Annotated in this window: 15 protein-coding genes; 1 reads left to right on the forward strand and 14 read right to left on the reverse strand. The window is 45.9% G+C overall.

Annotation, left to right across the window (positions count from 1 at the left end):
* Positions 1-43: 43 nt before the first annotated feature.
* A complete protein-coding gene (locus tag EHLA_RS09795; RefSeq protein WP_096240638.1) occupies positions 44-2,305 on the reverse strand; it encodes a VirD4-like conjugal transfer protein, CD1115 family in 2,262 nt (753 codons plus the stop codon).
* A 235-nt stretch (positions 2,306-2,540) separates the two neighbouring features.
* On the opposite strand from EHLA_RS09795, the gene EHLA_RS09800 reads away from it, so the two are divergent.
* On the forward strand, positions 2,541-2,822 hold the full coding sequence (locus tag EHLA_RS09800; protein WP_123864851.1) for a hypothetical protein: 282 nt from the start codon (positions 2,541-2,543) through the stop codon (positions 2,820-2,822).
* 26 nt (positions 2,823-2,848) lie between these two features.
* Here the strand turns inward: EHLA_RS09800 and EHLA_RS09805 are convergent, their stop codons facing one another.
* From EHLA_RS09805 to EHLA_RS09850, 13 genes are all read right to left on the reverse strand, one after another.
* Positions 2,849-3,232 carry a hypothetical protein gene (locus EHLA_RS09805; RefSeq protein WP_096240642.1) on the reverse strand — a complete coding sequence of 128 codons (384 nt, stop codon included), beginning with the start codon at positions 3,230-3,232 and terminating at the stop codon, positions 2,849-2,851.
* A gap of 53 nt (positions 3,233-3,285) precedes the next feature.
* Complete coding sequence (locus EHLA_RS09810) at positions 3,286-3,618, reverse strand: DUF3784 domain-containing protein (RefSeq protein WP_096240644.1); 333 nt, start codon at positions 3,616-3,618, stop codon at positions 3,286-3,288.
* Positions 3,619-3,676: 58 nt separating this feature from the next.
* Positions 3,677-4,168 (reverse strand): hypothetical protein, encoded by a 492-nt coding sequence (locus EHLA_RS09815; RefSeq protein ID WP_096240647.1) that lies wholly within the window; start codon positions 4,166-4,168, stop codon positions 3,677-3,679.
* Positions 4,169-4,198: 30 nt separating this feature from the next.
* Entirely contained in the window at positions 4,199-4,888 is a 690-nt protein-coding gene (locus EHLA_RS09820) for an aspartate/glutamate racemase family protein (RefSeq protein WP_096240649.1), read from the reverse strand.
* Positions 4,889-5,025: 137 nt separating this feature from the next.
* Positions 5,026-6,306, reverse strand: a complete 1,281-nt coding sequence (locus tag EHLA_RS09825; RefSeq protein ID WP_096240651.1) for a hypothetical protein — start codon at positions 6,304-6,306, stop codon at positions 5,026-5,028.
* A gap of 14 nt (positions 6,307-6,320) precedes the next feature.
* The gene (locus EHLA_RS09830; RefSeq protein WP_096240653.1) at positions 6,321-7,022 is read right to left on the reverse strand and encodes a YodL domain-containing protein; all 702 of its coding nucleotides are present in this window, start codon (positions 7,020-7,022) and stop codon (positions 6,321-6,323) included.
* 19 nt (positions 7,023-7,041) lie between these two features.
* On the reverse strand, positions 7,042-8,316 hold the full coding sequence (locus EHLA_RS09835; RefSeq protein WP_096240655.1) for a DUF5688 family protein: 1,275 nt from the start codon (positions 8,314-8,316) through the stop codon (positions 7,042-7,044).
* The gene (locus EHLA_RS16250) at positions 8,309-8,449 is read right to left on the reverse strand and encodes a hypothetical protein (RefSeq protein WP_157908575.1); all 141 of its coding nucleotides are present in this window, start codon (positions 8,447-8,449) and stop codon (positions 8,309-8,311) included. The genes EHLA_RS09835 and EHLA_RS16250 overlap by 8 nt, the downstream gene beginning before the upstream one ends.
* A 25-nt stretch (positions 8,450-8,474) precedes the next feature.
* On the reverse strand, positions 8,475-10,157 hold the full coding sequence (locus tag EHLA_RS09840; protein ID WP_096240657.1) for a JAB domain-containing protein: 1,683 nt from the start codon (positions 10,155-10,157) through the stop codon (positions 8,475-8,477).
* Positions 10,141-10,296, reverse strand: a complete 156-nt coding sequence (locus EHLA_RS16255) for a hypothetical protein (protein ID WP_157908576.1) — start codon at positions 10,294-10,296, stop codon at positions 10,141-10,143. Before EHLA_RS16255 ends, EHLA_RS09840 begins: the two co-directional genes overlap by 17 nt.
* Positions 10,297-10,353: 57 nt before the next feature.
* A complete protein-coding gene (locus EHLA_RS09845) occupies positions 10,354-11,385 on the reverse strand; it encodes a DUF5688 family protein (RefSeq protein ID WP_096240659.1) in 1,032 nt (343 codons plus the stop codon).
* Between the two features lie 4 nt (positions 11,386-11,389).
* The gene (locus EHLA_RS16790; protein ID WP_278277453.1) at positions 11,390-11,524 is read right to left on the reverse strand and encodes a hypothetical protein; all 135 of its coding nucleotides are present in this window, start codon (positions 11,522-11,524) and stop codon (positions 11,390-11,392) included.
* A gap of 12 nt (positions 11,525-11,536) precedes the next feature.
* Positions 11,537-12,331 (reverse strand): hypothetical protein, encoded by a 795-nt coding sequence (locus EHLA_RS09850; RefSeq protein WP_123864852.1) that lies wholly within the window; start codon positions 12,329-12,331, stop codon positions 11,537-11,539.
* Positions 12,332-12,334 lie beyond the last annotated feature (3 nt).

Consider the following 12,334-nt stretch of genomic DNA (forward strand, 5'->3'; position numbering starts at 1 on the left):
GCCGTCAACTATTCCAGTAGTTGGCGGCTATTTTCTTTTCCTTCTATATATTTCTTCGATTTACACTTCGGAACATTCTTCGGAACTGGCTCATTTTTTCTACATCCTGTAGTGAAAAATATTCTTTTATCTGCTGATCGGATAATCCATCTTCAATACCACCTATAATTTCTTCCAACTCTTCCTCTGATAATCGATCGGCATACCGCAGCAAGCAGTCCAAAATGCTTCCGGATAAATCCCATTTCTCTTTTGTACTGAATTTCAGTACAGTATTTCTGCTTTTCTTCTGTTCACTCCGATTTGCATTATTTATGGACTTCCGCTCTCGTTCCTTTACCACGTCCGGAGGAGCCTCCATGGCACTTACATCCCTTTTTGACATTTCCCGTACCATTGCTGCCAGCTCCTCATCCGAAGGATGTGGCCGCTCGTGCCAGTTCAGATAAAGAAATTCTTCAGCATCTACTTCAAAAGTTTTGATAGAAGTATCTGTTTTTTCCGCTTCTTTAAAAAATTCAAACTCTCTTTTGGTCAGTGCTTTGATCTTTTCTTCGGACCGGATAGTTTTATAGATACGGTTCTTTGGATTATAGATTACCCGGACCGGATTGGTATATCCATGTTCTCCTGCCAGTTTCTCCGATTCCAGCCATGGCTGCGTGTAAAAAGGCAGGGCTTTTCTGTCATAAATCGGTTTTAATCCTTCGATAAAAAGGATACAGTCTGTTTTTGGCATCTCTCGGACCTGACCTGGTGTCATCAGCTTTATCCCAGCCTTTGACATCTGCAGATTGGAATTGCTGTGCATCCCCTGTCCCAGGCTTTCCGAACGGGTATCAATGGTCATATCTTCTAACATATCCGAGATCCACTGGTGGGTGGAATGGGCAGTAGGCCCAGAACCCAGATAGATCGTGGCAGCACAGTTTGAGGTGAATATCTCCCATTTTTCCTGGGGATATAATGTTTTGATCTGTGCTACATCCTGTAAGATCGGCACCATAGAGATGTTCCTGCTTCGTATTTCACCCAACAGCATTTCTGCATCTGCAGGCTTTGGACCGCTATAAAATTCATCTGCCCAGAGACGCACATGGATCGGCAGTTTTCCACCTTTGCATTCATTGTCAGCCACATCCCTGAGTACCCGGAACAGCTGGGTATAAAACAGATTGATGAACAGATTATAAGATGTGTCACCGGAACGCATGACAAGAAACAGGGCAGTTTTTTTCTCCGGATCACCATTTACCCCCAATCCCAGGGATGGAATATCAATATCATCATCTTCAAAGATCCTCTTTACATCAGGAAGTTCAAACAGCCGAAGCTCCGCATTTACCATGATGATGATGGAACGGACCGTTTCTGTTGCCCCCTCTTTTAATTTGCGGTAATCCCTCACCGGAGGATAGTCGTCACCATAAACAGATGCCAGGTTATCCATCTCCTGCTGCAGTTCTGTCGTTCCTTCGTCATCCACTTTTCTGGCTTCCATATTAACCAGTTTCAGGATGTTGTTCATAGTCGGTCTTCTTCCCTGCTCCTTTGATGTCAGCCATTCATGTTCAAACATGGACTGGAGATAAAGGCCAACCCCGTCTTCCCAGAAAGGCTCTCCCTGCATGGCATCCGGAGGTTTTACCGACTGCTGGATATTGGTGATCAATCCGATCAGATCGGAATCATTCCTGATATATAAAAATGGATTGTACCGGTCCGATTCCAGTGGGGATTTAAAATTTAATGCCTTGACTGTCACTCCCTTTTCCTTCAGATACCTTCCATGTTTTTTCAGAAGATCCCCTTTGATATCCAGAATGATATTGGTACAGTTGGCCCGGAGCAGATTCGGTGTCAGGACAGACGTTGTTTTATAAGACCCGGATCCACCGATGACCAACAGATTCATATTGGAAAGTGCATCAAATCCGATGGCAATGTTCTCACTGAGATAAGTATTTCTGTCCTCATCAGGATCACGCAGTTTCTTATTTGCCCTTTTGATATTTTCCCACTCTGCTACTCCATGTTCCTTGTCAAAATGATAATCCCGGTAATAGGTAATAAAATAAGACACGGCCATCAGCCAGAGGATCAGGGCAAGCCCCATGGCAAACGGTGTCTTTTCATTGAACCAGTTATGGATCGGGTGCATGAAAATATAGGCTAATTTTTCTTTATAATTGGACAGAGTAAGGTCTCCAAATAAAAAAAGTCCTCCCATGTAATAGGCAAGGATCTCTATCAGCAGGAGAAGCAGTAAAAATAATTTCCAGGGAGTTTTCCGTTTTTCAGTCATTTTGCCTCCTTAAAATACAAGAAATAGCATCCACAAGTAAACCCTGAGAAAGTTTGAATGGATGCTAAGACTTGTCATACTTATTATTCACTTAACTGAGGGCATCAGATTTTGTATCTGAGTACCTTTCATGCTTTGATTATACACTGGTGATTTGCAGTTTACAATTCCCTTTTTCTCTGATTTTCCCTCTTTACTTTCCAAACACCAGTTCGTATAATAGAAGTATAAATTAATGAAAGGAAGTTATCTCATGCATCAGGACAATCCACATGATTTTTTCTCATTTGCTAAACTGAAACAGGTTCCCGTCATCGCATCTTTTGACGCTGCCGGGCAGATCAAACCGATATATGTCAGGATCAATGGAGAGGTTTTTAAAATACAGTCCTGTCACTGTAATCATAAGCTTCCCAATACTTTTGAATTCAAATGCCGTGTTATAGACAATGATTGTTTGAAACCTTTAACACTGACCTATTACCGATCTGAAAATGCATGGATGATCCCAGGATAGGGAATCGCATAAAATAGGATGATCTTCTATTCTACTGTTCCGTCAATAGACAGAATGTACCTATTATCATCCTGCTCAGAGCCGGATACAGTAACATTAACATTATCTTCATGCCATCTTATGTCAAAATTGTCCTCATGCACTATGGCCCCATCATCATAGATATCTATTGGATACTTTATGATTCTCTTTGAATCCTTGAATAATTCCAATCGGCAGTGGGTAGCACCGAAAGGCCATTCCGGTTCCCCAATCATATATATTTTTAATGTATATTGATTATCTTCTGATGTCTCTGTCATGATCTCTGTTTTGGCATAAGTTGTTCGATACCTGTAACCAGCAAACAGGATTATTAACAATATCATAAAAAGCAGCGTCAAAATAAAACATCCCTTTATTTTATGCATATATCGGCTCCTATTTTTATCTTTTCTCCAGCATATCATCAATTGGAATCTGTCTACTTCTTACAGACAGTATTTGCTATCACAAGCATTATTACAATATCTATTATAACAATAATCAAAGAGACCGTAGCAAACGATACTGGCAATACATTCTCAAAAATCCCCATAACAAACACCAAACCGGTTATAACGACCATTCCACTTCCAATGACTCTACTAAGTTTCTTAGCATCGTACTTATCCTTTTCTTCCTTACTTGCTGTATTATATCCAGCTATCAGATTTGCACCATGTCCTGTAAGAAGAATAATACTAAATATAGCCAAGATAATGCCAACGCCCAATATAATCCAATCAGGACCGCTACTTATATCTTTTAATGTCATAACACAATCCTCTCCTCAAATACCGATTGATCCAGAGCTAAAAACTGGAATTTAGAAGTTACTTTTTGACTTCCTTTGTGATTTCAGTTGTCTCTAATTGTACCTGATAAGTGTTTTCTTCTCCGCTCAAATTGGTTGTTTTCAATTCAAACCACAAATTATCAGTCAACTTATCAGCGTCACTATCTCTGAGAATGTCACCAGAAATTTTTCCAATATTTCCAGAAACATCTATTGTCCCACCTGTCTGATCATCAACACCATTAGAAAGCAAAGTTTCTTTTTCACTTCCATTGATATAAATGGTAGTTGAGTATGTGGTAATATCAGCAAAATCGTCTGACATCACTTTCAAATCGCCACCATAGCAAATTTCATCTTTGCCATCTAAAATAATTACACCATTCGACACAGAAATATATTCATTTTCTCCGCTAAATGAATATACCTTTAAGGACTGTTCTTCATTGCTTTCGGAGGAAGTGTTGCACCCTGCAAGCAGAACCGTACAAGCAAGCAACGATAGCATAACTGCCATTATCTTTTTCATAATATCACCATCCCATCAAATTCCGAGTTGTTATTCAATAGCAAGTAAAGCTGCTTTGGTCGCATGAATCTGAGTCGTATCAAACACTGGCAATTTTACTTCCTTCTGCTGAATCAGCAAACCAATTTCAGTGCAACCCAAAATCACCCCTTGAGCACCATTTTTTTCAAGTTCATCAATAATAGCAAGATATTTCATCTTTGATTCCTCAGAAATAATTCCAAGACATAACTCATTGTATATGATATTATTAACAATTTCGACTCCCTCCCGATTTGGGATTACCACATCAATACCTGCGTCAATCAACTTGTTTTTATAGAATTCCTGAGTCATAGTATATTTTGTACCAAGCAACCCCACTTTGGAAATATCATTTTTCTTTAATTCCTCTGCTGTCGCTTCAGCAATGTGGATAATCGGAATTGAAATATGTTTCTGAATTTCTGGTGCAACTTTGTGCATTGTATTCGTACAGATAATAATGTAATCCGCACCTGCTTTTTGAAGGTTAACCGCCGCTTCCGACAAAACTTCGGCACTTTTTTCCCATTCTCCATTTGCCTGATATTCTTCTATTTCAGCAAAATCCACACTATAAAGAAGAGTTTTTGCAGAATGTAATCCACCAAGTTCCTGTTTAATGGTTTTATTTACAATCTGATAATATGTGACTGTACTTTCCCAACTCATTCCACCTATTAAACCAATTGTTTTCATTTTCAATCTCCTTCGTTCGTTCCGAGTTGTTTCATTCAATATATTTATTCACGTATTGCTTGTATGACCATTTTCTTCAACAAAAATACGTAAAATATTATAGCATTTTATAAGAATGGGCACAATCTTTACCATTTCTACAGCTTTACCTTCATCGGCGGTGCTGGCTGCCTCAGCTTTTCAATCTCTTTTCCTTTCACTGTGACCACTTTGTCTTTCTTCAGAACCTCCCCTTTCTTCAGTGTAAGATCCTGCTTCTCGACTTTATCAAAGTACTGTTTTGCAAATTCTGTCCCTGTCATCTTCCGGATCATGGCATCGATTTTTCCGGACGTGGCATCAACCACAAGAGGGGCTTTGTCTTTTTTTAGAAAAGCGATATAGTCTGTCCAACCGTCCATCTGGAAGACCTGGTCCACAGGGATGATGACCTGTTTTTCTTTCTCGCCCCAGGTGCCAGGGATCCGGCAGGAAAACTGGTTCCATTTCCGGAGCCCTTCCGGGTTGGCAAGGCTGGTATTCTCCACCAGGGTCTTGTGGTTGATGCTTAAGGGGATATAATCCGGATCGTTGGCATAGCTTTCAAAGGATGCTGCTGTTTCACTCCGGATCTTGTGTTGCTGTTCTTCCACGGTCTGTTCCAGTTCCCCTTTTTCCTTTCCCTCATACTTTGCGTTGGCTTCCTGGTACTCCGGGGATGCATTTTCTATGTAGGTCTCTTCGCTCTGATGGCCTGTTTCCTGGTACTGCTGCATCGTTACCGTATCATAATCCGGTAAAACGACGCCGTCCTTTAACAGGTCTCCTCGTTTTAGCCGGTACCACTGCTCTACCTTTGGCATATCGCTGTTGGCAATGACCATCTGGATGCTCCCATCTCCCACATTGAGATCTGGCAGCCTTGCATAATTGATGCCCATGGAGTCAAAGTCTTCTCCCAGTGACATCTCCTGTCCTTCTAACGGGAAAGAAACAATACTGGTGTGGTCTGCCGTGAGATTTTTTAACTCCTGCAGGGCTTTTTCACCGCCCTGCATCTGGTTCCTTAAATATCTCTCATACCAGGCCCCAAACTTGTCCCGGTCCGGCTGGTAGACTGCCACCTGTATCATCCCGTCTTCTTTGTTGAGGTCCGGAAGGACCATGGAATGGACTCCCAGGGATCTCAGCTCTTCTTCTAACTGCTCCTCCTCCACGGCGGGGATGTTCATGATGTCGTACTGGCCGTCTGTTGCTTTGATAAAGGACTGGAAATCCACAAATTCATCGGCGTTCAGCTTCTTCTCTTTTACCATCCGGGCAAAGTATTGAAACAGCATCACGCCTCCAAGGGTGGTCAGTTTCAGTACGGGATCCATGTATTTCATCGTATTGACGATACTAAGGAAAACATCTTTTACCTCATGTTCTGTGCTCATTGATTCCACCTCTCTCACATCTTAAAGCCCTTGTCCGGTTTCTGCTCTTTTTCTTTCATCTCCGGTTTTGGCCCTGTCTTTTTTTCTTTTAAGTCGTCCATATCGATCCCCAGTTCACTTAAGAATCCCCGGATATACTGGTTGATGGCATCAGTCATCTCCAGATAGGTTTCGATCTCATCGATCAGTTGTCCAAGCTGCTCTTTCCGGAAATGCTCCTTCCCTTTCTGAAGGTCTTCCTGTCCGACTGCCTCCAGTTCCATGGCATTGCTCAGTGTCCGTGCTGGATCAGAAAAATACCAACCTTCCGTCTGGGGATGGCCGTTCAATCGTTCAAATCCGATGCTGTCCACATAATAGGCTTCTGCTGTATCCCCTTTTTTTATGACGATGATATCACTGACCGAAAGGGAATATCCTGTATAGTCTTCTGGATGATGCAGGTTAAATTTCTCATATAAGGAGTCCAGCGTGTCCTCCTGTAAGAGGACATCGCTGTACACCATCCTGTAATCCTGTCTCCGGATCATGCTCCCGGATTCTGTCACGTAATCCATTCCCATGAAATGATAGAAGACCCGGTCTCCGCTCCCGTCGATCTGGTAGATGGCATAGCAGTCTTCCCTTTTATTAAGGAACTCCCGGTCTTTTTTCTCTTCCACGTTCTCTGTATCCTCCGCCGGTTTCGGGCGGATATCCGTCTGCTTCGTCTCCATCTGGCTCCCCCTTTCTTTCTCAGAGAACGATCCGTTTTTCTTCCTGCTTAAGTTGCTGTTTTCTCTGTTCCTGTTCCGTTCCCTTTAATTTTTCCGGGGACAGGTCGAAACACTCCGCAAGACGGGTATCACAGACCACATCATATCCTTCCTTTTCAAAGTCCATGTACTGCATAAGTCCATGGAGGCTGGATTCGATCTGGAAGGCTTTCAGTCTTCCAAGGGGCATGGAATATTTCTCCAGGGCAATGTAGGCTCCTTTTGAACCGGCACACATTCTTACGATATCCTGCATGTTCCGGCTTACATCGGATAATTCTTTTTTCGGGGCTCTCCCTGCTCTCATCTCCCAGGTGGCGGCATTTTCCAGATAAGCTCCTTCCGGATCATAATGGAGGACTTTGTCGGACAGACGGATGGACGGATCGATCTCTGTCTCATTCATCTGCTGCACCATCCCAGTAAGGTCTCTGACGGATATATTCCCAGTCACCGGCACGATGATCGTTTCGTGTATCGAAGAAGGGAGAACGAAATAATCCCTGCCGAGGACTTCCGCCGTCTTTTTCATGACATCTTCCTGCAGGATCATCCCGGCTCCATTTATCTTGTCTTCCGTAGTCAGGGCAAATGTATGGGGCATCCCGTCATTCATATCCAGCTTCCGGTCTCCTTTCAGGAGATTTTCCATTTCAAATCCGTTCGATGCAAGGAACAGGTTTGATTCATTTACTTCGAGCAGGAACGGGCCTCTTTTCCTGTCCGCTTCCAGGGCATCCCTGTGAAGGGTCTCTTTATCGATCTGCCAGTAGTACAGGAGATCTTCTGTTACCCGGATACTTGAGATCTCGCCATCCTGTCCCGGGATCGTGATACAGTAAGTGGCGGCATAATCGCCAAACCGGTTGTATACCGTGCCCTGCAGCACCCTCCGGTTGTCTTCCGGGTCACACAGAAGTACCTGCAGGTTTCCTTTTACACTTTCATAATCAAAGATCGATTCCATGCTCCTTCGCTGTTCTCTGGAGAGTATGCCGTGTTCAATAAAAGCATCTGCAAGAAAGCCGGTGCATCTGTCCATGGAATATCCATCCCGGTACATCCCATACAGTGGTTCCATGCTGATGTTCGGTGTGAACCTTTCCCCGGGCATTTTAATGGTAAGGGATGTTTGTATCGCATCATTGTGTTTCGGGATCTGTGTGATGGTGATCTCTGCATCCTCATAGGATGGCGGAAGATAATCCCTGATATTGTTTTTCACATATTCAAAAAAATCGTATCGGTCAAGCATTCCCCTTCTCCTCCTTCTCTGTGTTTTCCTCACGTTCCTTCCATAACTGTTCCCACTGTTTCCGGTACCCCTCCATTCTGGAAAGGCTCTTTTCCATAAGTTCTTTTGGGTCGGTCTTTTCTATCTTCCTCATCTCTTCCGGTCTCCTTTCCCTTTGATCATCTCCCAATGGCCTTCTCTGTTTTGTGCTCTTTTCTTTTTTGTTCCGGCCTGACGCCCGGCACCTCCTTTGGCTTTCCCTCCTGCCGGATCCCCAGCTGTTTCAGGGAATCCTTTACATACCGGTTATTCTCTTTTGCTGCTTCCAGAGTCCTTCCGATGTCTTCAAGAAGGAAAAGGCCCTGGTCCCGGTCTTCTTCCATGGCCTGCTGTTTTTCTTCTGCAAGGAACAGCCGCAGCTTTTCAGACAGCCCGTCGATCAGCTTCCCTGCCGTCTCCCGGATCGTGTCCATGGAGGCTTTCAGTTCCTTCATATCACGTCCACTGCTCCATCCTGCAATGTAGGGGAAACTGTATCCGGAGGTATCGATCCGGAAGGCAGAGCATACACAGTACGCCACCGATTCCGCCTCGATCTCCCGGGTCATCTGGTCCTTCTGTACCCCTTCTTTTTCCATCGTTTCCCTGTCATGGAGCATGGCGTGGCAGGTCTCATGGACGGCCGTCTTGATAGTCTGGCTTTCGCTCATCCCTTTTTGGACCACGATCTCTCTGGCTCCCGTGTCATAAAATCCCTTTGCCTGCCCTTCGATCTCATCCATCCGGATAGGCACCGGGGAAAGTTCCCGTATAGCTTTTAAGAACAGGTCATGGTCTTTTACCGCATCCGTCAGTTCTTCCGGTTCCAGTGTCTCGACCGGTCTCCCCTCTGTCTGGCCGATGTCAAACACTGTGGCAGCTTTAAACCGTGGGATGACGGTCTCTGCTTCCTCCTCCTTTCCCTCCCCGTCAGGGACAGGACTCTCGTTCTGGACGGAGACGTCCTGTTCCCGTTTTCTCTTTACCGGGGCCGGGGCAACGATCGTGATCCCTTTCTCCCCTCTGCGGACCTGCCTTCCCATGGACTGCCACTTCCGGTATCCTGCCACGAGAGTCGCATCCGGGCGCTGCATGGCGATCAGCAGTGTGTTCTGGAAGGAATAGCGGTGGAACCGGGACATGGTCTTAAGAAATTCAGCATACCGCTCACCGGTAAAGATCCCCTTCACCCCTTCTTCGAGCGATGCCAGGATGCTCTTCATGTCTTTCCCGGATACCGGGAGGGGGATCGTGGCGGTCCCGGCCTTTTCCGCTCCCTTCCCCTCCCCTTCCCTGAGAAGAGGATACTCTTTTTCCTCCTCCGTTTTGTCACCTGCAAAATACAGCTCATCCAGCTTCCGGACCAGACTTGCCCCGGGAAGGGGCGGTACGTCTTTTTCTTTAAACGAATAATATTCCTGTCCCTTTGCCACGATGATATGGTCAACGAGCGGGATCCCCATCAGTTCTCCTGCCTCCTGTATCCTTGCGGTGGTCTGGATGTCCTCATTGGAAGGGGTAAGGACACCGGAGGGATGATTATGGGCCAGGAGAATCCTGCTGGCATTTGACAGGATGGCCGATTTAAAGATCTCCCGCGGATGGGCGATCGTGTGGTCCAGTGCCCCGACGGATACGATGTTCATGTTGATCGGCCTTAAGTCACTCTGCAGGTTCACGATGCAGAAGACCTCCCGGTCCATATCCGCAAGGAGGTCATGCATCACCCGGACCGCGGCTTCCGGACCGTCCATCGGGGTCTCGCTGTATAATGGCGGCTGTTCGACCAGGCGTATCGCAACCTGCTTAAGTCTGTCTGACATAGTCTTCTCCTCCCAAAGGTATGGTCATCACAAACTCCCCTTCCATGGTGAGGACCTGCTGCTTTAGTTCTTCTAACGTAAGGATCTCTCCTGCCTCTTCCCAGAAGACAGGGATCCATTCCAGTTTTTCTTCTCCCATTGCAAATCCCCTTTCTGTGTCCCGCCGCCCTTAAAAGGACGGCAGGACTTTTTCGTTTTACAGTGACAGGCGGATCACGTTATCCTTCTGTTTCTGCTTCTCCTCTTTTTTCATATCCTGTTCTCTGCTCTTAAGACGTTCCTCATAGGCAGACGCTTTCTCAAAGACATGCTCTTTCGGGTCATAGTGGTATGCTGCATCCCCCAGCTGGATATCCGGTGTGACTGCATTCTGATTGGCATCCTTTATCATTGCCTGCATCTGGCTGGCATCAAGCCCTTCCCGGTCAGGGACGGCGATCCATTCATGGACTGAGGATGGAAGGATGAAATAACCTTCCCCCATCATCTCTGCGACCTGATCCAGGATGCCGGGATAAAAGAGGGCGGAAGCGCCGTTTATTTGTTCTCTGTTCGTGACAACGAGCATTGGGATCTGCATTTCCTGATCCATTGTCTTCCTTACTTCATTGATGACCTCTTCCCCCAGTCCTGCCGTTTTCATATCGATGAGACGCATCATGATACCTATGTTTTCTATCATAGGAGGGAACAGGTGCGGGCTGTTTTCCATGGCATCCTGGTGGAGCTGCTCTTTCGTGATGCCAAGATCAGCCATCATCTGGCTGGTCACTGTCATCGATGACATGCCGCCTGCATCGATGCTCCCTAAGATATGATAGGTGACCGCCAGGTCATCGATGCGGGTATGCGGGATGTTTTTGAGCAGCTCCCCGTTGCGTGCCGCATCACAGACCCGGATAAAAAGATTCTCTTTTATCCTGCTATAATCCGTCACGAGGCTGAGATCCACCAGGATCGTGTTTTCCTGTACGATATCTGCCATGCGTCTTATTACATCTTCCATTCCGGTCAGGCCGTTCTGGAACAGGGCATAGTACTTTTCCAGGTTCAGGACCGGGGAGGCCGCATTGCCTCCGGTCCACACACACATTCCCAGATAGCTTTCATTTATTTTCTCATGGCGGCGGATCTCTATGACAGCATCTTCATACTTTTCCGGGAGATAGTCTTTGATCCTGTCCTTTACGTTTTCCTCAAATTCCTCAAATCCGGTCTTTCTTTCCATCCCTTTATTCCCCCTTCTCCTTCCGGCTTTCCTGTTTTTTGTCTTTTCTCTGTTCTAAGATCCCCCGGTATGCCTTCATCCTCGTCTGGCATCCTTCCATATGGTCTTTTCTCTCCAGATATTCTGTCTGCGGTATCATCTTTCTTCCTCCTTATCGCTGTTTTTTGATCATCTTCCTGAGTCTCTCCATCATGTCAGCGGAAAGGGCAGGTATGGCGTACTGTTCCATTTCTTTTGCCGTATCCCCCTCTTCCAGACACCGGATGAGATATTCCTTTTGTTCCTGTGTGTATGCTTCATTTTCCAGATACCTTCTGATAAAGATCCGGGCGGGGTCTCTTCGGAAGAGACAGGGCAGCCTTCCCTTTTTCGGCTGGGCATCCCGGTGCCCTGTTTCCTCCCGGTCTTTTTCCTCCGGGGCCGTCTTCTTATAAATCTGCTCCTGTTCCTTTTTCAGTTCCCGAAGCTGCCCCTCCAGTTCCTCTATCTTTTTATCACGCTCCTTTATCTGCTCATTCTTTCCACCTATCAGATGGTACAGGGATGTTTCCTGTTTCCGGGCTGCCTCCTCTTGGTATTTCATGGCTTCCTGCAGGCTGGTATCCACCGCATGGCGCAGTTCCCGGCTTTCCTCATGGAGCTCTGAGACCCTCTGGCGCAGCTCCTCTACCTGCCGCAGGGTCTCCGGATCCTTCCAGTATTTCCTGGCCAGGAACTTCTGCCTCTCTTTCTGGATGAATGCTGCTTTTTTCAGGCTCTCCTTTACCGGCGCTTCATTGAGTTTTTTCAGCTGTTCCAGTCCCATCCCGTCCAGGGCACAGATATAGAGCCACTCACAGACCAGGCCGTCCGGGATGGCCTGGACATACTGCTTTACTTCTTCGGGGCATCTGCTCTGGTTCAGGATGCCCTGGTGCTGTTTGACAGCTGTGATCGTTTCATCCATCTG

Source organism: Anaerobutyricum hallii, from assembly GCF_900209925.1.
Lineage (GTDB): Bacteria > Bacillota > Clostridia > Lachnospirales > Lachnospiraceae > Anaerobutyricum > Anaerobutyricum soehngenii.